Annotated in this window: 19 protein-coding genes, 1 tRNA gene and 1 pseudogene; 9 read left to right on the top strand and 12 right to left on the bottom strand. The window is 73.1% G+C overall.

The genetic code is table 11. The annotated features are described in order from the left end of the window. Positions 1 to 193 precede the first annotated feature (193 nt). From ACZ7BZ_RS20670 to ACZ7BZ_RS20650, 5 genes and pseudogenes are all read right to left on the bottom strand, one after another. Positions 194 to 391 (bottom strand): hypothetical protein, encoded by a 198-nt coding sequence (locus ACZ7BZ_RS20670; protein WP_470359518.1) that lies wholly within the window; start codon positions 389 to 391, stop codon positions 194 to 196. 58 nt (positions 392 to 449) lie between these two features. Then, positions 450 to 596 (bottom strand): annotated as a pseudogene (locus ACZ7BZ_RS20665) (transposase); the annotation flags it as partial. A 514-nt stretch (positions 597 to 1,110) separates the two neighbouring features. Continuing rightward, positions 1,111 to 1,184, bottom strand: a tRNA-Pro gene (locus tag ACZ7BZ_RS20660). A 100-nt stretch (positions 1,185 to 1,284) separates the two neighbouring features. Beyond that, complete coding sequence (locus ACZ7BZ_RS20655; protein ID WP_470359508.1) at positions 1,285 to 2,235, bottom strand: metallophosphoesterase; 951 nt, start codon at positions 2,233 to 2,235, stop codon at positions 1,285 to 1,287. 24 nt (positions 2,236 to 2,259) lie between these two features. Next, positions 2,260 to 2,940 carry a CGNR zinc finger domain-containing protein gene (locus ACZ7BZ_RS20650; protein WP_470359507.1) on the bottom strand — a complete coding sequence of 227 codons (681 nt, stop codon included), beginning with the start codon at positions 2,938 to 2,940 and terminating at the stop codon, positions 2,260 to 2,262. Between the two features lie 117 nt (positions 2,941 to 3,057). Here ACZ7BZ_RS20650 and ACZ7BZ_RS20645 point away from each other — a divergent pair, with 117 nt between their 5' ends. Then, positions 3,058 to 3,510: a GatB/YqeY domain-containing protein gene (locus tag ACZ7BZ_RS20645; RefSeq protein ID WP_380451292.1), complete on the top strand. Its 453-nt coding sequence runs from the start codon at positions 3,058 to 3,060 to the stop codon at positions 3,508 to 3,510. Positions 3,511 to 3,639: 129 nt separating this feature from the next. Here the strand turns inward: ACZ7BZ_RS20645 and ACZ7BZ_RS20640 are convergent, their stop codons facing one another. Beyond that, complete coding sequence (locus ACZ7BZ_RS20640; protein ID WP_380451294.1) at positions 3,640 to 5,892, bottom strand: transglycosylase domain-containing protein; 2,253 nt, start codon at positions 5,890 to 5,892, stop codon at positions 3,640 to 3,642. Positions 5,893 to 6,396: 504 nt separating this feature from the next. On the opposite strand from ACZ7BZ_RS20640, the gene ACZ7BZ_RS20635 reads away from it, so the two are divergent. Next, on the top strand, positions 6,397 to 6,720 hold the full coding sequence (locus ACZ7BZ_RS20635) for a WhiB family transcriptional regulator (protein ID WP_033333275.1): 324 nt from the start codon (positions 6,397 to 6,399) through the stop codon (positions 6,718 to 6,720). Between the two features lie 26 nt (positions 6,721 to 6,746). Here ACZ7BZ_RS20635 and bagB read toward each other — a convergent pair whose 3' ends face one another. Beyond that, on the bottom strand, positions 6,747 to 7,901 hold the full coding sequence (gene bagB / locus ACZ7BZ_RS20630; protein ID WP_380451437.1) for an ATPase BagB: 1,155 nt from the start codon (positions 7,899 to 7,901) through the stop codon (positions 6,747 to 6,749). 92 nt (positions 7,902 to 7,993) lie between these two features. Beyond that, entirely contained in the window at positions 7,994 to 9,067 is a 1,074-nt protein-coding gene (gene bagA / locus ACZ7BZ_RS20625) for an ATPase BagA (RefSeq protein WP_470359506.1), read from the bottom strand. Positions 9,068 to 9,362: 295 nt separating this feature from the next. Here bagA and ACZ7BZ_RS20620 point away from each other — a divergent pair, with 295 nt between their 5' ends. From ACZ7BZ_RS20620 to ACZ7BZ_RS20600, 5 genes are all read left to right on the top strand, one after another. After that, the gene (locus ACZ7BZ_RS20620) at positions 9,363 to 9,521 is read left to right on the top strand and encodes a DUF4177 domain-containing protein (protein ID WP_094743074.1); all 159 of its coding nucleotides are present in this window, start codon (positions 9,363 to 9,365) and stop codon (positions 9,519 to 9,521) included. After that, a complete protein-coding gene (locus tag ACZ7BZ_RS20615) occupies positions 9,518 to 9,985 on the top strand; it encodes a RidA family protein (protein WP_470359505.1) in 468 nt (155 codons plus the stop codon). The genes ACZ7BZ_RS20620 and ACZ7BZ_RS20615 overlap by 4 nt, the downstream gene beginning before the upstream one ends. Positions 9,986 to 10,048: 63 nt before the next feature. After that, positions 10,049 to 10,918: an NUDIX hydrolase gene (locus ACZ7BZ_RS20610; RefSeq protein WP_470359504.1), complete on the top strand. Its 870-nt coding sequence runs from the start codon at positions 10,049 to 10,051 to the stop codon at positions 10,916 to 10,918. 76 nt (positions 10,919 to 10,994) lie between these two features. Further along, entirely contained in the window at positions 10,995 to 11,168 is a 174-nt protein-coding gene (locus tag ACZ7BZ_RS20605; RefSeq protein WP_470359503.1) for a hypothetical protein, read from the top strand. Between the two features lie 43 nt (positions 11,169 to 11,211). Next, positions 11,212 to 12,045 carry an MBL fold metallo-hydrolase gene (locus ACZ7BZ_RS20600; RefSeq protein ID WP_465739664.1) on the top strand — a complete coding sequence of 278 codons (834 nt, stop codon included), beginning with the start codon at positions 11,212 to 11,214 and terminating at the stop codon, positions 12,043 to 12,045. A 62-nt stretch (positions 12,046 to 12,107) separates the two neighbouring features. On the opposite strand, the gene ACZ7BZ_RS20595 is transcribed toward ACZ7BZ_RS20600, so the two are convergent. Together ACZ7BZ_RS20595 and ACZ7BZ_RS20590 are read right to left on the bottom strand one after the other, a co-directional pair. Beyond that, positions 12,108 to 12,782, bottom strand: a complete 675-nt coding sequence (locus ACZ7BZ_RS20595; protein ID WP_030240972.1) for a Crp/Fnr family transcriptional regulator — start codon at positions 12,780 to 12,782, stop codon at positions 12,108 to 12,110. Between the two features lie 152 nt (positions 12,783 to 12,934). Then, positions 12,935 to 13,972, bottom strand: coding sequence for an ArsR/SmtB family transcription factor (locus ACZ7BZ_RS20590; RefSeq protein ID WP_470359502.1), 1,038 nt, complete (start codon positions 13,970 to 13,972; stop codon positions 12,935 to 12,937). Between the two features lie 113 nt (positions 13,973 to 14,085). On the opposite strand from ACZ7BZ_RS20590, the gene ACZ7BZ_RS20585 reads away from it, so the two are divergent. Continuing rightward, complete coding sequence (locus ACZ7BZ_RS20585) at positions 14,086 to 14,904, top strand: isocitrate lyase/PEP mutase family protein (RefSeq protein ID WP_470359501.1); 819 nt, start codon at positions 14,086 to 14,088, stop codon at positions 14,902 to 14,904. A gap of 50 nt (positions 14,905 to 14,954) precedes the next feature. Here the strand turns inward: ACZ7BZ_RS20585 and ACZ7BZ_RS20580 are convergent, their stop codons facing one another. Then, positions 14,955 to 15,581 (bottom strand): RraA family protein, encoded by a 627-nt coding sequence (locus ACZ7BZ_RS20580; protein WP_470359500.1) that lies wholly within the window; start codon positions 15,579 to 15,581, stop codon positions 14,955 to 14,957. A 136-nt stretch (positions 15,582 to 15,717) separates the two neighbouring features. Further along, positions 15,718 to 16,506: an alpha/beta fold hydrolase gene (locus tag ACZ7BZ_RS20575; RefSeq protein WP_470359499.1), complete on the bottom strand. Its 789-nt coding sequence runs from the start codon at positions 16,504 to 16,506 to the stop codon at positions 15,718 to 15,720. 185 nt (positions 16,507 to 16,691) lie between these two features. Here ACZ7BZ_RS20575 and ACZ7BZ_RS20570 point away from each other — a divergent pair, with 185 nt between their 5' ends. Further along, entirely contained in the window at positions 16,692 to 18,335 is a 1,644-nt protein-coding gene (locus tag ACZ7BZ_RS20570) for an FUSC family protein (protein ID WP_470359498.1), read from the top strand. The last annotated feature ends 14 nt before the right edge of the window (positions 18,336 to 18,349 follow it).

The following is an 18,349-nucleotide window of genomic DNA, read 5'->3' as shown; positions in this document are numbered from 1 at the left end:
CCATCCCGATGGATCAGGCCTGCCGCGCAACCACCGGCACTATGCCTCACCAGCGGAAATACGTCGATCACGTCCGATAAGACAACGGCTTCTGACGTCTCAGACCGTCCTGCTTGGGATTTGTCGGCTCATCAGCGGGACCATCACGCACGCGGCCGGACGGGCGCTTGTGACTTCATAGCGCCTCTGTGTGTCAAGTGGCTGTGGCGAGTTGGTGGCGATGGTCGCGTTTCGTGATCTGGTAGACCACGTTGGACAGCCGTCGTTTGAGGGCTCGGCGGGCCTCGGATGGGGTCTTTCCTTCGGCGATCTTGCGCTGGTAGTACTCCTGGCCGCGGCCGCCGTCGCGGATCTGGACGATGGCGATGACGTGCAGGACCGAGTTGAGCACGGTTGCCGCCGGTGTTGAGCCGGTGGCGGACGTCGTTACGGCTGGAGGCGTCCAGGGGCGCGCTGCCGGTGTAGCTGGCGAAGTGGTGCTCGGTGGGGAAGCGGGTGACGTCGCCGACGTGACCGATGACCTTGGCAACCAGCACGGTGCCCAGGCCCGGCAGGTTGGTGAGCTTGGTGCGGATGGCGGCCAGCGCCTCGCGCATCTGGATCGCGGTGCCTTTGACGAGGCGGTCCAGACGCCGCAGGTCGGACAGCAGGTCACGGGCTATGTCCCGGCGGCAGTTGTCGGTGGCGGTGACGGGGCGGATACCCTTCATCGCAGCGGCGGCCTTGCCGGCGGTCAGGCCGGTGGCCACGCCGCTGGGCAGCAGGTCATGCAACAGGCCCTATCTCGGAGCCGTGGCCCTGGTCGTCCTCGTAGCCCCCGGACACGATGACGGACTCGGCGCCGCGCGCCTCGGTGCCGCAGATGCCCGCCTACCGGGACTTCACGGAGGGGCTGACCCGGATGTGGCTCCGGTCACTCGAAGGTCGCCGCCGGATGTCGCCCGGCTCGCCCGTGGGGGTTCTCGACGTCTTGCTGAGGAAGCCTCAGCAGTAGCCCCGCGAGACCGGTTTCCCGCCGGCTTTCTCCCAGGATTCTCCCGAAAGCCCTGGGAGAAGCAGTCAGGGCCGGTCCCCCTTGCGGGAGACCGGCCCTGAGCTGGTCTTACTGGGTCGGGGTGGCGGGATTTGAACCCACGGCCTCTTCGTCCCGAACGAAGCGCGCTACCAAGCTGCGCCACACCCCGGTCTTTCTGTTTGCCGCTCCGTCTCCTTCGCGACGAGTAGAACTCTACCGGACGCTCGCCGAGACACGAAATCCGGTTTCGGGCGGGCGTCCGGTGGGGGTCAGCGGGGGGTGGGGGTGGGGGTGAGGGTGAGGAGGGTGGCTTCCGGGGGGCAGGCGAAGCGGACCGGGGTGTAGCGGTTGGTGCCGCAGCCGGCGGAGACGTGGAGGTAGGAGCGGTGGCCGCCGGCCTGGTGGGTGGAGAGGCCCTTGACGCGGCGGGTGTCGAGGTCGCAGTTGGTGACCAGGGCGCCGTAGAAGGGGATGCAGAGCTGGCCGCCGTGGGTGTGCCCGGCCAGGATCAGGGGGTAGCGGTCGGCGGTGAAGGCGTCGAGGACGCGCAGGTAGGGGGCGTGGACGACGGCGAGGGAGAGGTCGGCGTCGGCGGAGGGGCCGCCGGCGACCTCGGCGTAGCGGTCGCGGCGGATGTGCGGGTCGTCGAGGCCGGTGAACTCGAGGTCGAGGCCGTTGACGGTGAGACGGCCGCGGGTGTTGGTGAGGTCGAGCCAGCCGGCCGCGTCGAAGCCGTCGCGGAGCTTCTCCCAGGGGTTGTGCACGGCGCCGCTGATGCCGCGGTTGCCGGTGCCGTCGGGGTTGTTCATGCCGTGGACGCCGCTGCGCATGGCCTGAAGGTAGCGGGCGGGGTTCTTGCGGGCGGGGCCGTAGTAGTCGTTGGACCCGAAGACGTAGACGCCTGGGAAGTCCATGAGCGGCCCGAGCGCGTCGAGGGTGGCCGGGACGCCGAGGGGGTCGGAGAGGTTGTCGCCGGTGTTGACCACCAGGTCGGGGCGTAGCCCGGCCAGGCTCTGCAGCCAGCGCTGCTTCTTGCCCTGTCCGCTCACCATGTGGATGTCGGACACCTGGAGGATCCGGACGGGCTTGGCGCCGTGGGGCAGGACGGGGACCTCGACGCGGCGGAGCCGGAAGGCACGGACCTCGTACCCGACGGAGTAGGCGAGGCAGGCGGCGCCGGCGGCGGCGACACCGAGGGGAACGGAGTACAGCGGTCGCATCAGCCCATGCTCTCAGACGGTGGATCAGGTGGTGAACGGTCGGTCGGCCGCCGTGGGCGCGGTCTCCGGGGTCGGCGCGGGCGGGGGCTGCCCGGTCTCCCGCCGGGCGCGCAGGGCCCGGACCTTGTGGCGGTTGCCGCAGCGTTCCATGGAGCACCAGCGGCGCCGTCCGGGTCGGGAGGTGTCGACGAAGATCAGTCGGCAGTCGTTGGCGCCGCATTCCCGGATCCGGTCCGCGTACGGGCCGGTGAGTAGGGCGATGGCGTCCCGGGCGAGGGTGGAGACCAGCTGGGCCCCGTCGGCGGGCGGCGGGGCGCCGGGGGTGCCGTCCGAGGCGATCCGGGGGACGAGCGGGGGGTGGGCGGCGGTCCGGTTGAGGGTGGCGCGGTCCTCGGGGGTGCCGGTCCGGCCGCGGGCGCGGGCGGCGGCGAGGCGCCAGAGGGCGTCGCGCAGGGTGCGGGCGGCGGCGAGGTGTTCGGCGGTGATCCGTACGGTGCCGGCGGGCAGGCGCAGCCGGGAGCGGGGGAGCCAGCCGGTGAGGTCGGCCGGGTGGTGCAGCGCCTCGTACGGGGCGTGGTCGCCGGGGCCGCCGGTGGTGAGCAGTTCGAGGCAGAGGGCGCCGGCGTCGAAGTGGAAGCGGCTGCCGCCGGGGGTGGTGAGGACCAGGCCGGTCGGGGCTTCCGGTGCGCCGTCTCCATCGGTCACGTAACCAGGATAAGTGGTTACGGATCCGGGCAGTGGAGGTCGTGGAGGTCGTGGAGGTCGTGGCGGTCGAAGGTTAATGGCAAGCGACGGAACGCCCCAGGTGGGAGACTCATGGCCATGACGACGCTCAAGGATCAGCTGCACCAGGACCTCACGGCTGCCATCAAGGACCGGGACGAGCTGCGCTCGTCCACCATCCGGCTCACGCTGTCCGCCGTCACCAGCGAGGAGGTGGCGGGCAAGCAGAAGCGCGAGCTGTCCGACGCCGAGGTGCTGAAGGTGATCACCCGCGAGGCGAAGAAGCGCCGCGAGGCGGCCGAGGCCTTCGACACCGGCGGCCGGGTCGACCAGGCCGCGCGCGAGCGCGCCGAGGGCGAGGTGCTGGCGGCCTACCTGCCGAAGCAGCTCTCGGACGAGGAGCTGGCCGCGATCGTGGCCGCCGCCGTGGCCGAGAGCGGGGCGAGCGGCCCGCAGGCGATGGGCGCCGTGATGAAGCTGGTGAAGCCGAAGGTGGACGGCCTGGCCGAGGGCGGCCGGGTGGCTGCCGCGGTGAAGGCCGCGCTGCTCTGAGCTCTGAGCCGTAGGTGTGAAACGGCACGCGTGAACACGCCGAAGGGGCGCCCCCGGAAGATCCGGAAGGCGCCCCTTCGCCGTGGTGCGAGCGTCGTTGTGCGAGCTCGGAGGACCGACCGGGTCAGGTCAGCCGTTGCCGCCGCCGTGCTTGCCGCCGTTGCCGTTCCCGCCCCCGCCGATCATGCCGGGCGGGAGGGTGAACCCTCCTCCTATCACCCCACCGGGGCCGCCGTTCCCGTTGCCCGGTGCGGGCGGCGGCGGGTTCTGGCCGGCCGGCTGCTGCGGGGCGTTGGGGTCGGCCGGCGGGGTGGCGCCCGCGGGGGGAGCGGCCGGCTGCGGGTCCGGGATGTTGGTGGTCTGGATGGGCTCCAGCGGCGTGCCCTTGAGCGCCTGGTTCATGGCCATCTGCCAGATCGGGCCGGGGCCGTCGGCGCCGAACACCTCGTCGAAGTGCTTTCCGCCGATGTTGATGTTCTTCATCTTGACGCCGCCGGCCGGGCCGCCGAGCCAGACCGCGGTGGCCAGCGACGGGGTGTAGCCGTCGAACCAGGCGGCCTTCTTCTCGTCGGTGGTACCGGTCTTGCCGGCGATCTTGCGGCCGTCGTCCAGGCCGAGGGCGGCGGCGGTGCCCTTCTCGGTCACGTTGAGCAGGACGGTGTTGACCGAGTCCGCGGTCTGCTCGGAGAAGACCTGGTTGCACTGCGACTGCGGGACCTTGAGGTCCTTGCCGTCCACCGTGGTGATCTTGTTGATCGCGATCGGGGTGCAGTACTTGCCGCGGGCGGCGAAGGTCGCGTAGACGTTCGCCATGGTCAGCGGGGAGAGCTCCAGGGTGCCGAGGACCATCGAGGGCACCTCCTGGAACTGGTCGCCCTTCGCGGACTGGGTGATGCCCAGCTTGTTCGCCATCTGCTTCATCGCGCAGAGGCCGACCTGCTGCTCCATCTCCACGAAGTAGGTGTTGACCGAGAGGGCCATGGCCTGCTTGAGCTCGTACGGACCGACCTCGCCGGTCGACTCGTTCTTCACCGTGGCCTTGGGCTTGTCGGTGTTCTTCCAGGTGCCGTTGCAGGTCGACATCTGGGGGTAGTCGATCTTGTTCTCGGACGGGAACGACTGGGTGTTCGACATGCCCGCTTCCAGCGCCGCCGCGGCGAGGATCGGCTTGAAGGTCGAACCGGTCTGGAAGCCGTTGCCGCCGCCCATCGAGGCGTCGACGTTGAGGTTGACGACGGTCTGGTTCTTGTTCGGGTCCAGGCCGTACGGGCGGGTCTGGGCCATCGCCAGGATCTTGCCGGTGCCGGGCTCCATCATGGTCGCCGCGGCCGACACCTGGTCGGTCACGTTGACCTTCTTGGTGACGGCGTTCTGGGCGGCGGCCTGCTTGTCCGGGTCCAGCGTGGTGTAGATGTTCAGACCGCCGGTGTCCCACAGCTTCTTCCGGTCGTCGGCGGTCTTGCCGAAGGCCGGGTCCTGCTTGACCACGTGGCGGACGTAGTCGCAGAAGAAGCCCATGCCGGCCTGGGCGGTGATGCAGCCGTTCTGCGGGTCCTTGTACTTCAGACCCAGCGGGGCGGCCTTCGCCTCCTTCGCCTGGTCGGCGGTGATGTGCTTGTTCTCGAGCATCTTGTCGATGACGACGTTGCGGCGCTTGATCGTGTTGTCGGGGTAGCGCACCGGGTCGTACTGCGACGGGTTCTGGACCAGCCCGGCCAGGGTGGCGGCCTCGGCGATGGTCAGGTCCTTGTTGCTCTTGCTGAAGTAGCGCTGGGACGCGGCCTCGATCCCGTAGGCCTGGTGGCCGTAGAACGTGATGTTGAGGTAGTTGGTGAGGATCTGATCCTTGGTCAGGTCCTCCTCCAGCTTGATCGCGACCTTGAGCTCCTGGATCTTGCGGCCCAGGGTCTTGCGCTGGGCCTCCAGGACGGCGGCCTGGTCGTCGCCGGCCTTCTCCACGTTGACGTTCTTCACGTACTGCTGGGTCAGGGTGGAGGCGCCCTGGGAGGCGGAGCCGCTCTCGGCGTTCTTGCCGACCGCGCGCAGGATGCCCTTGAGGTCGACGGCGCCGTGCTCGTAGAACCGGGCGTCCTCGATGTCGACCTGGGCCTTCCGCATGTACGGCGACATCTGGTCGGCGGTGAGGACGGTGCGGTCGCGCTCGTAGACCTTGGCGATCAGCCCGCCCTTGGCGTCGAAGATCTGGGTGGCCTGGGTGAGCGGTGGCGTCTTGAAATCGTCGGGGATGTTCTGGAAGCTCTCCGCCGTGTCCTTGGCGGTCAGCCCCATGGCGCCGACGGCCGGCAGGGCGAGGCCCGCCAGCAGGACTCCGGAGAGCACGCTGACGCCCAGGAACTTCACGCCGTTGCCGACGTGGTCCATCGGTGATCCGCTGCTCTTCCGGCGCGGAGCTCCGGGACTGCCTGGGGGCTGGGATGCCTGTGGGCGCTTCGGTGCCATGAGGAGAACCCTACGTCCCCGATTCCCGCACATCGGGGCAGGTGTTCGCCTAGGCTTGTCACAAGCTTGCGACAGCTTCGGTGCGTCAACATCGTTCACTCTTGTGGGTGCGGAGAGTTGCCCGAATTGCCCACCATTGTGCGGGTTTTGAGGCGGTCGGGGTCGGCTGTGTTCGAGTGAACGGTTGCGCTCCGTGACGGCGCCTGTGGCGAGAGTGGGGGCTTCGCGGCTGGCAAGGCCCGCGACCTGCGATCACTCCAACGAGTGAGATGACCGATACCCATAGTCCGATTGGGTCATTCGAGATTGAGCCCGAAGGGGCTGTTGCAAGTTCTCCTTCTTCCGTAACGTCCTCAACTGGCAACGGTGAATATGCCGTTGCCGCCGTGGGGGAGCCTCGAATCATCGGGAGAGGACGGCGCCGGCATGGGCTGGGTTGACGACTGGAGTGCGCAGGCCGCCTGCCGCACGAGTGATCCGGACGAACTGTTCGTCCAGGGGGCCGCACAGAACCGGGCGAAGGCGGTGTGCAGCGGCTGCCCCGTCCGGACGGAGTGCCTCGCGGACGCGCTGGACAACCGGGTGGAGTTCGGGGTCTGGGGCGGGATGACGGAGCGCGAGCGCCGTGCGCTGCTGCGCCGCCGCCCGACGGTCATGTCCTGGCGGAGGCTGCTGGAGACGGCCCGCACCGAGTACGAGGAGTCGCTCGCGACCGGCGTGATACTGACGGACTACGCCCAGGCGGGCTGAGCCCGGCCGCGCCGCTCCGGCCGGGACTACACCGCGCCGTTGAGCCGGTCCCCGATGGCCCGCAGACCGTCCAGGTCGTGCACGTCGCCGGGCAGCGCCGCCACCTCCACGATCGGCACGTCCGGGTACACCGAGACGAAGCGGTCCCGGGTGCGCCGCTCGCGCCCCATGATCTGCATCCGCTCGGCGTGCAGTCGCAGCAGGCCGGCCGCGAGCAGCTCCGCCTCGGGCGAGGAGTGCTCCGAGCCGTTCTCCTCCAGCGCCTCGGCGGCCGCCAGTGCACGCTCCGCGGTGAGCTGCGGCGCTCCCGTGCTGTGCACCCGGTTGAGCACCAGCCCGGCCAGCGGCATCCGGTCCGCGGCGAGCCGGTCGACGAAGTACGCCGCCTCGCGCAGCGCGTCCCGTTCCGGCGCCGCCACCACCAGGAACGCCGTGCCGGGTGCCTTCAGTAGCTGGTAGGTGCGGTCGGCGCGCTCCCGGAAACCGCCGAACATCGAGTCCATCGCGCTGACGAAGGTCTGCACGTCGGTGAGCAGCTGGGCGCCGAAGATCTTGCCCAGGGCGCCGGTGAGCAGGCCCATCCCGGCGTTGAGGAAGCGCATCGCGCTGCGGCCGCCGACCTTGGCCGGCGCGGTCAGGATGCGGATCACCCGGCCGTCCAGGAAGGACCCGAGCCGGTTGGGGGCGTCCAGGAAGTCCAGCGCCGAGCGGGACGGCGGGGTGTCCACGACGATGAGGTCCCACTCCTCGGCGGCGCGCAGCTGTCCGAGCTTCTCCATCGCCATGTACTCCTGGGTGCCCGCGAAGCCGGCCGACAGGGACTGGTAGAAGGGGTTCTCCATGATCGCCTTGGCCCGTTCGGGCTCGGCGTGGGCCAGCACGACCTCGTCGAAGGTCCGCTTCATGTCGAGCATCATGGCGTGGAGCCGGCCGTCCCCCGCGACGTCCTTGACCACCCGGGGGGTGTTGTCCAGCTCGGTCAGGCCCATCGACTGGGCGAGCCGTCGGGCCGGGTCGATGGTCAGCACCACGACCTTGCGGCCGCGTTCGGCGGCCCGCAGGCCGATCGCCGCGGCGGTGGTGGTCTTGCCGACGCCGCCGGAGCCGCAGCAGACGATGATCCTGGTCTTCGGGCTGTCGATCAGCTCGTCCACCGCGAGCCGGCTGCCGGTGCCCCGCACCCCGCCGTTCGCCGAAGTCCCGCCGTTCGCCGAAGTCCCGCCCTTCGCCGAGGTCCCGCCCTTCGCCGAAGCCGTACCGCCGTTCGCCGGAGTCACGCCGCCCCCTGCCGCTTCAGTTCGCCCGCCAGCCGGTACAGCCCGCCGAGGTCCACGCCCTCGCCCAGCAAAGGGAGTTCGTACGTCGGGAGCCGCAACTGCTGCAGGTCGGCGCGCTGTTCGCGCTCCAGCTCGACCCGCTCGGCGTGCTCCCTGGCCTGCTCCAACAGCGGGTCGAGCAGTGGCTCCACCGCCGTCCTGACCGTCTCCGCCTTGCGCGAGCGGCCCCCCAGACCGGCCTCGCCGAGGGCCAGGGCCACCTCCTCCCGGTGGTCCCCGTCCACGGCGGCGACCGCGGCCGCGTCCAGCAACGGCGGTCGGACCATGTTGACCATCACCCCGCCCACCGGCAGTTTCGCCTCGCGCAGCTCCGCGATGCCGTCGACCGTCTCCTGCACCGGCATCTCCTCCAGCAGGGTGACCAGGTGCACGGCGGTCTCCGGGGACCGCAGCACCCGCATCACCGCCTGCGCCTGGGTGTGTATCGGGCCGATCCGGGCCAGCCCGGCGACCTCGGAGTTGACGTTCAGGAACCGGGTGATCCGCCCGGTCGGCGGGGCGTCCATCACCACCGCGTCGTACCGGCGCCGCCCGTCCGAGCCCTTGCGGCGGGCCGCCTCGCAGGCCTTGCCGGTGAGCAGGACGTCCCGCACGCCGGGGGCGATGGTGGTGGCGAAGTCGACGAAGCCGACCTTCTGCAGCGCCTTGCCGGCCCGGCCGAGCTTGTAGAACATCTCCAGGTACTCGAGCAGTGCCTGCTCGGTGTCGATCGCCAGCGCGAGGACCTCGCCGGGCCCGCCCTCCCCGGCCGGCAGCCCCAGCTGGGGGCGGGAGACAGAGGCGATCCGGCGCTCCTCGTACGGGAGCGCGGCGATCCCGAACAGCTCGGCGATGCCCTGCCGTCCCTCGACCTCGATCAGCAGCACCCGCCCGCCCTCGGCGGCCAGGGCCAGGGCCAGCGCGGCGGCCAGCGTGGTCTTCCCGGTGCCGCCCTTGCCGCTGACCACGTGCAGCCGGACCCCCTCCCAGTCGGGGTCGCGCCGGGCCGCCTGGCCGGGGGTGCGTGCCACGCTGCGTCTCCGTCCGTCTCCGTCCCTATGGGCGTCCCCTCCCGCGGGGCGCCCCAGCCGGGGGCGCCCGATCGCGCAGGGGATGCCCCTCCATGAGGGTGCCCCTCCGTGCGGACGCCCCTCCACGGGGGTGCCCCCGCGCGAGGATGCCCTCTCGCGAGGGTAACCAGGGAGCACGCCCGATGCCCGGAGCACCCGGGGTACCAGGACTGAATCATGCCCCCTTTGTGTCCCACCTCACACGCGGGGCGACGGGCGGCGGCGATCGCCGGGACGGCTCGTCTAGAGTCTGGCCATGACCAAGTGGGAATACATGACGGCGCCCCTGCTCGTGCACGCCACCAAGCAGATCCTGGACAACTTCGGCGAGGACGGCTGGGAGCTCGTCCAGGTCGTGCCCGGCCCGAACCCGGAGCAGCTGGTGGCCTACTTCAAGCGGGAGAAGAACGCATGAGCCAGGTCGAGTCGCTCCTCGCCGAGCTGGGCCTGACCCTGCCGCCTGTGGCCGCCCCGGTCGCCGCGTACGTGCCGGCCGTGCGGTCCGGTGAGTTCGTGTTCACCTCCGGCCAGCTGCCGGTCGTCGGCGGCAAGCTGCCGAGCACCGGCAAGGTCGGCGCCGAGGTGTCCCCGGAGGAGGCCAAGGAGCTCGCGCAGACCTGCGCGCTGAACGCCCTGGCCGCCGTGAAGTCGGTGATCGGCGACCTGGACCGGATCGAGCAGGTCGTGAAGGTCGTCGGCTTCGTCGCCTCCGCCCCCGACTTCACCGGCCAGCCCGGCGTCATCAACGGCGCCAGTGAGCTGCTCGGCAAGGTGCTGGGCGAGGCCGGTGTGCACGCCCGCAGCGCGGTCGGCGTCGCGGTGCTGCCGCTGGACGCCCCGGTCGAGGTCGAGATCCAGGTGCGCGTCAAGAACGTCTGAGTGTGATCGCGAAGGCGGGGTCGGGCCTGTCCAACCCCGCCTTCGTGCGCTTAGCATCCGGGCATGGACCATCGAGCAACGACGCTCCCGATGCCGCCCGGTTGGCCCGCCCTGATCCGGGCGGTCGACTCCGGCCTGCTCACCCCGGCGCTGGCCAAGCCCGCCGCGACGGTCGTGCTGCTGCGCGACTGCGCCGACGGGCCGGAGGCCTACCTGCTGCGCCGTCGCACCTCGATGGCCTTCGCGGCGGGGATGTACGCCTACCCGGGCGGCGGGGTGGACCCGCGCGATGCCGAGGTCGAGCCCGGCTGGGCCGGGCCGTCGCCCGAGGAGTGGGCGCAGCGGCTCGGGGTGGACGCCCGGACGGCGCGGGCGGTGGTGTGCGCCGCCGTGCGGGAGACCTTCGAGGAGGCCGGCGTGCTGCTGGCCGGCCCGGACGCGCGGAGCGTCGCCGCGCCGCGCGACTGGTCCGCGGAGCGGGCCGCGCTGGAGGCGCACGAGCTGTCCTTCGCCGAGTTCCTGCGGGACCACGGCCTGGTGCTGCGCAGTGACCTGCTGGGCGGCTGGGCCCGCTGGATCACCCCGGAATTCGAGGCGCGGCGCTACGACACCTGGTTCTTCGTGGCTGCCCTGCCGGCCGGCCAGCGCGCGGCCCTGGAGGTCGGCGAGGCCGACCGGGTCGCCTGGCTGACGCCCGCCGAGGCGGTCCGGGGCCACCGGGAGGGCCGGTTCGGCATGCTGCCGCCGACGGTGACGGTGCTGCGCGAGCTGTCGCACGTCCGGTCGGCCGCCGAGGCGCTGGCCGCGGCCGCCGACCGGGTGCTGGAGCCGGTGCTGGGCCGGGCCGAGGTCCGCGGCGACCGGATGACGGTCCGCTGGCCCGGGTACGACGAACTGACCATCGACGGGGAGTTCCCCGCCGAGGAATCCTGACCCCCACGACCGCATCCCACTCCGCATCCCACTCCGCCGTCACACGGCAACGCCGACCAGGAAGGACCGACACCCGATGGACCACAACGCCGTGGCTCGCCGGACGGCCCCCGAGCTGCCCGCCCGCCGACTGATCCGCCGTTCCCCCGCCTGCGACGGTCCGGTCCCGTTCGCCGAGGTCGCCCAGCGCGCCCTCGTTCGGGCCCTGCCCCTGCGGGCCCTGCACCGTGACGGCGAGCGCGGCCGGTGAGTGAGCGGAGCGCGCGAACCATCGAGCGCAGCGAGGTAGGAGCATGAGCGGATTCCTGCCGGGCGATCCCGCCGCCGTGGTCGGCGGCGAGGCAACTCCCCGGGCGTTGTGCGTGCTCGCGCCGAACCCGTCGCCGATGACGCTGGACGGCACCAACACCTGGCTGCTCTCCGAGCCCGGCTCGGACCTCGCGGTGGTGATCGACCCGGGCCCGCTGCACGAGGGCCACCTGCGCCGGGTGGTCGAGCTGGCCGAGGAGCGCGGCAAGCGGATCGCGCTGACCCTGCTGACCCACGGCCACGCGGACCACTCCGAGGGCGCGGCCCGCTTCGCCGAGCTGACCGGCAGCGAGGTGCGGGCCCTGGACCCGGCGCACCGGCTGGGCTCCGAGGGCCTGGTGGGCGGTCAGCGCCTGGACGTCGGCGGCCTCGACCTCCGGGTGGTCGCCACTCCTGGCCACACCTCGGACTCGCTGACCTTCCACCTGCCGGACGACGGCGCGGTCCTCACCGGGGACACCGTGCTCGGCCGCGGCACCACGATGGTCGCCCACCCCGACGGCCGGCTCGGGGACTACCTGGACTCGCTGCGCCACCTGCACACGATGGCCTCCGCGCACGGTGTGCGGACGGTGCTGCCCGGCCACGGCCCGGTGCTCGCGGACGCGCTCGGCGCCGTCGACTACTACCTGGCCCACCGGGCCACCCGGCTCGCCCAGGTGGAGACCGCGGTGGAGGCGGGTTGCCGGACGGCCGCCGAGGTGGTCGCCCGGGTCTACGCCGACGTGGACCGGGCGCTCTGGCCGGCCGCCGAGCTGTCGGTGCGGGCCCAGCTGGAGTACCTGACGGAGCACGGGTTGATCCCGGACCAGGACTGACGCACGCATGCCGGAGGGCCCGTCGCGGTGATCGCGACGGGCCCTCCGGCGTTCGTACGGCGTCAGCGCGAGCGGCGGGACAGTCGCTCGACGTCCATCAGGACCACCGCGCGGGCCTCCAGCTTCAGCCAGCCGCGGCCGGCGAAGTCGGCGAGCGCCTTGTTGACGGTCTCGCGGGAGGCGCCGACCAGCTGGGCCAGCTCCTCCTGGGTGAGGTCGTGGGCGACGTGGATGCCCTCCTCGGACTGCACGCCGAAGCGGCGGGAGAGGTCCAGCAGGGCCTTGGCGACGCGCCCGGGCACGTCGGAGAAGACCAGGTCGGACATCACGTCGTTGGTCCGGCGCAGTCGGCGGGCGATGGCCCGGAGCAGCGCGATGGACACCTCGGGGCGGGCGTGCAGCCAGGGCTGCAGGTCGCCGTGGCCGAGGCCGAGCAGCTTGACCTCGGTCAGCGCGCTGGCGGTGGCGGTGCGCGGGCCCGGGTCGAACAGCGACAGCTCGCCGATCATCTCGCTGGGGCCGAGCACGGCCAGCATGTTCTCGCGGCCGTCCGGGGAGGCGCGGTGCAGCTTGACCTTGCCCTCGGCGACGACGTACAGCCGGTCGCCCGGGTCGCCCTCGTGGAACAGCGACTCACCACGGGCGAGGGTGACCTCGGTCATGGAAGCGCGCAGCTCGCCGGCCTGTTCGTCGTCGAGTGCCGCGAAGAGTGCGGCGCGCCGCAGAACGTCGTCCACGTGCTTCCTCCTTCTCGGCCGTCCGGCGGGTGGGCCGTCCGGCGCAAGTTTCGTTCAGTGTTCTGCATCACCAAGCATGGCGCATGTCGCTCCGATCATATGAGGAGGGGGTGTGTCCGGGTGTGCGGTGCGGGGCCATTCGTACCGGCGGGTCACGGGGCGGGGTGCCCGGCGACCACTGCTTTCTCGAACGTCTGTCCGTGCGGAGCGAACAGGGAGTCGCCCACCGCGGTGCGGGCCGAGAGGACTGCGTGCCCGGCCCGGTGGGCACTGGTCAGGCCCGCCGCCCGCAGGGCGGCGAGGTGTTGGGAGACGGCCGCCGGGGAGAGCCCGGTCCGGCCGGCCAGCTCGGTGGTCGAGGCCGGGGAGTCCAGCTCGGCCAGCAGCCGGGCCCGGGAGCGGCCGAGGACGGCGGCCAGCGCATCGGTGCGCGCGGCCGAGCCGGGGCGCTCCTCCCAGAGCACGGCCGTGCCGCGCGCCGGGTAGATCAGCTGCGGCGGCTCGGGCGGCAGCACCCGGGTGAGCACCCGTGGCCAGGCGAAGGCCGAGGGCAGGAGCAGCAGTCCGGAACCGGCGGTCAGCCGGGCCACGGCGCAGTGCCGGCGCTCCAGCCGCAGCGCGGTGCCGTCCCAGCGGACCGTCTCGTGCAGTTCGTCCAGCATCCGCGCGGTGCCGTGCTCGGCGGCCTGCCGGGAGCGGTGGAAGACGTCCGCGGCCAGCAGTGTCCGGATCCGGGCCCAGTACGGCGCGAGCGCCAGCTCCCAGTACGCCTCGATCTCGGCGGCCAGCCGGGGCAGCTGGCCGTCCGGGTCGCGGTACAGCGGCGCCAGGACGGCCGGGAGCCGGCCGCCCGCCTCGGCGGCCACGATGTCGAGATCGGACCGCACCTGCCCGGCGCCGGACGCGGCGATCGCGGCCAGCTCCTCGGCGAGGGTGGGGGAGAAGCCGGCCGGGGCGGGGTTGAGGAAGTCGGGTAGGTGGCCGTCGGGCGGGACCATCGCGGCCAGCCGGCCCCGGTCCAGCCCGGCGGCGGCCAGCCGCTCGCGGACCTGCCCGGCCCAGCGGCGGTGCAGCGCCGGGGCGGGGGAGTGGGCGAGGGCGCGCAGGCTGGTCACCACCTCCTGCATCGGGCTGACGGCGAACCGGGTCAGCGCCAAGTCCTGCGCGGAGAAGTGGAGTTCCGTCCGCATCTGCACCCCTCCTGGAGAAGATTCGGCCCCAGCTTAAACACTGGCGGCCGGCCGGCGGCGGGGCGCAGGATGCCTGCGTCCCCACCGATCCGTACGAAAGCCGGTGACCCGTCATGTCCACCACCCCCGAGGCCCGCGAGCGGGCACTGCGGCTGCGCGAGCTCCTCTCGGAGGGCGTGCTCGTCCTGCCCAACGCCTGGGACGCGGGCAGCGCCGCGGTGATCGCCTCGGCCGGCGCCCGGGCGATCGCCACCACGAGCGGCGGCGTCTCCTGGTCGCTCGGGCACGGCGACGGGCAGCGGATGGACCGGGCGGCGGCGGTCGCGGCGGCCCGCCGGGTCGTCGCCGCGGTGGACCTGCCGGTCACGGTCGACGCCGAGGGCGGGTACGGGCCGCTGCCCGCCGACGTGGCCGCGACCGTCACCGAGCTGGTCGGCGCCGGCGTGGCCGGGGTCAACCTGGAGGACTCCACGACCGTCGGCGGGCCGCTGTTCCCAGTGGCCGAGCAGGCCGGACGGCTGCTCGCGGCCCGGACGGCGGCCGCGGCGGCGGGGCTCCCCGAACTGCTGGTCAACGCCCGTACCGACGTCTTCCTGTTCGGGCTCGGCGGGCTGGACGACGTCCTGGCCCGGGCCGAGGCCTACGCCGAGGCGGGCGCCGACGGCCTGTTCGTCCCCGGGCTGCTGGACCTCGACGCCCTCACCGAGCTGTGCCGGCGCTCCCCGCTGCCGGTGAACGCGATGGCCGGAGCGGGCGGGCCGACCGTCGCCGAACTCGCCGCCGCGGGGGTGCGGCGAGTCAGCGTCGGCACCGGCCTGGCCCAGGCCGCGTACACCACGGCCCACCGGGCCGCCGTCGAACTGCTCGGCGCCGGGACGCTGACCGAGCTCGACGGCGCGCTCGGCTTCGGGGAGCTGAACGGACTGTACTGATCGCCCTGCGGCCCTGCGGCCCTGCGGCCCTGCGGCCCTGCGGATCCGGCTTAGCCGGTGAAGCCCAGCTCGGCGAGGCTCTGCTCGATCCGGGCGTGGTGGGCGGCCTCCCAGTCGTCCAGGGTCTCGGCGGCCTCCTTGGCCAGCTTCGCCCGGGCCGCCGCCAGGGCGCTCGCCCGCTCGGCGGCGGGCACCACCACGACGCCCTCCTCGTCGGCCACCACGATGTCGCCGGGCGCCACCAGCACGCCGCCGCAGCGCACCGGGGCGCCGTGGCTGCCCAGTTGCTTCTTCGCCCCGGGGATCGGGATGACGCCCCGGGCGACCACCGGGAAGCCCAGTTCCCGTACCTCGGCGAGGTCCCGGATCAGGCCGTCCGCCACGAAGGCGGCGACGCCCCGGCGCTGGGCCACGGCACAGACGTTGCCGCCGGCCAGCGCGTGGTCCAGGTCGCCGGACTCCACCACGATCACCGAGCCGGGCTCGGCCCGGTAGATCGCGGCGTGCAGCATCAGGTTGTCGCCGGGCGGGCACTGCACGGTGAAGGCCGGTCCGGCGACCCGGGGCATGCCCGCCCAGAGCGGGCGCAGGCCGATGTCCATGACCTGCGCGCGGCCCAGGACGTCGGCCACGGTGGTGGTGGGAATGTCCGCGAAGTCCTTGAAGTCCCCGTCCATGCTTCCTCTTTCTCCGATCGTCAGACGTTCGGAAGACTAGGGCGTGTCCGGCGGAGCTTGCCGGACAGGCCCCGGAGCGCGCCGGCGGATGGAGGTCCGCGGAGTCCCCGGCCCCGGATCAGCCGGCTCAGCCGGCTCAGGCGAAGAATCTCAGCAGCTCCGGCACCAGCACCTCGGGCGCCACCTCGTGGGTCTGGTCGGCCAGCGTCCGGTACTCGGCGCCCGGCACGGCCCCGGCCACCGCGCGGGTGGGCGCCCGCAGCAGCTCCGGGCTGGCGCCGCCGTCCAGGACCAGGGTGGGCACGGCGACCGTGGCCAGCAGCTCGGTCGGCACCGTGCCGCCGGTCCGCCCGCCGAGCGCCTCCGCGTCGTACGCCAGGGTCGGCGCGACCGCCTCGAACACCGGCCACACCGGGGCGGAGCGCATCCCCTCCACCATCTCGCCGGGCATCCCGACGAAGGTCATGAAGGCCGCGACGGCGTCCCCGCGCCGTCCCTCGGCGATCGCCGCCTCCAACTCGGCGACGTACCCGACGAACTGCTCCCTCCGCCCCTCCTCGGTGCTGAACGGCGGCTCGTAGACGGCGAGTCGGCTCATCCCGACGCCCGCCGCCGCGGCCCGCAGGGCGAGCGCGGCGCCCGAGGAGATGCCGAAGACCGCGGCCGAGCCGCCGGCCGCCGTGATCACGGCCGCCAGGTCCTCGATCTCGCGCTCGACGGCGAACGGCGCGGTGTCCCCGCTGCCGCCGCGGCCGCGCCGGTCGTAGGCCCACACGGTGTGGTGGGCCGAGAGCCGCTCGGAGACGGCGACGCCCGGGTCGAAGCCGCGGTGGCCGATCGCCCCGTCCACCAGGACGACGGCCGGGCCGGAGCCGGTGACGGTGCAGGCGATGGTGGTGCCGTCGGTGGAGACCACGGTGCTCATGGGGTGTTCCTTCGGTCGGAAGAGTCGGACGAGTCGGACGCAGGGGTAGACCGGGGCTCGCCGCAGAACTCATCGCTCCGGCCGGAGATTTCTTCCGACGGCCTCCGAGGGCGCTGACGACGGCCTCCGGCGCCCGCCCCGTGGGCATATGTTTTACAGGTAAATTACCTGCTAATCTTTTTTGCATGGCCACAATCGCCCAGTTCCGACAGGCACTCCGGGTCGGCCCGCCCGGCGACAGCTGGCACAAGCCCGCCCTCAGTGCCGTGGTGACCCTCGGCACCCTCAACCTCACCCTGCTCGCCCTCGGCCGGCTCGACCTCGCGCTATACACCTCGGCCGGCGGACTCGGCGCGCTGTACGGACACGGCCTGCCCTACCGCGCCCGGGCCCGCACCCTGGCCTGCGTCCTGCTCGGCACCCTGCTCAGCACCGCCGCCGCCCTCACCGCCGCCGCGCTGACCCGCGACGCCGTCACCCTGGTCGCGGTGGCCGCCGGGCTCGCCGCGCTGCACAAACTGGGCTGCGACGCCGCCCGGATCGGCCCGCCCGGCAGCCTGATCATCACCTTCACCACGGCCGGCTGCGCCTTCGTCCCCCAGCGCCCCGCCGACCTCCCCCCGCATCTGGCGCTCGCCGCGCTCGGCGCCGCACTGGCCTGGCTGGTCGGCATGGCCCCCGCGCTGCTGCGCCCGTACGGGCCCGAGCGGATCGCCACCGCCCGCGCACTGGAGGCCGCCGCCCGGCTGGCGCACACCGTGCCCGGTGCGCCGGATGCGGCCGCCCGGACGGCCCTGGTCGGCGCGGTCGACGCGGCCCGGCAGAGCCTCGGGCAGTCCTCCCCGGCCCGGTGGCCGGCCCTCGGCGACGCACCCGAGCGGCTGCTCGTCCACGCCGAGTCGGCCCTGGCCGCGCCCGCCGACCCGGCCGCCGCCGAGCGGTACTCGGCCTGGGCCCGCGACCTGCGCCGGGGTCGCCCGCTGCCGCTGCCGGAGCTCACCGAGGCGGAGGCGGCCGAACTGCGCGCCCACCGGCCCGCCCCCCGCCCGGCACCGCACCGGGCGCTGCGACCCGGTTCCGAGCTGCTGCCGATCGGCCTGCGGGTGGCGGTCGGCTGCGCCGCGGCCGGGTGGCTCTCGCTGGCGCTCGGTGTCGGGCGGCCGTACTGGGCGGTGGTCACCGCGGCCTCGGTGTTCCAGGCCAACAGCACACTGTCCTGGCAGCGCGCACTGCAGCGGGTGCTGGGCAACCTGCTCGGCCTCGCCGCGTTCACCGCCCTCCTGCCCGTCGCGCACTCGGGCCCGGTGGCGCTGATCGCGCTCGGGCTGCTCTGCCAGGTCGGCGCGGAGGCGACGATCGCCCGCAGCTACTGGCTGGCCACCGTCTTCGTCACCCCGATGGCCCTGATGATGACGGAGTTCGCCGGCCTCCAGCCCGCCCGGGCGCTGGTCGCCGACCGCTGGCTGGACACCTGCGTGGGCGCGCTCACCGGCCTCGCCGCCTGCCTGCTGGTCACCAACCGCCGCACCGCCACCCGGTTGTCCCGCGCCCTGGCCGGGGCCGAGACCGCCACCCGTCGGGCCCGGGCCGCCGTCGCCACCGTCGCCACCGCCGGCTCCGAGGCCGCCGCGGCCCGGACCGGCCTGGCCACCGCCCTGCTGGAACTGCGCGAGGCCGCCGACACCGCCACCGGCGAGTGGCGCCGCCCCGCGCTCCCGCACCAGCGCACCGCCGACACCGAACGCCACGCCCACCACCTGCTGGCAGCCCTGCTGGAACGGCGGGGGACCGGAGCGCGCGCCGCCCAGGGCCTGCCGTACAGGCCCTAGGATCGACGGACAGC

The sequence above is a fragment of the Kitasatospora sp. NPDC036934 genome (assembly GCF_055608425.1).
Note: the sequence above shows the minus strand (reverse complement) of the source record. Positions and strands in the feature narration are given on the sequence as shown.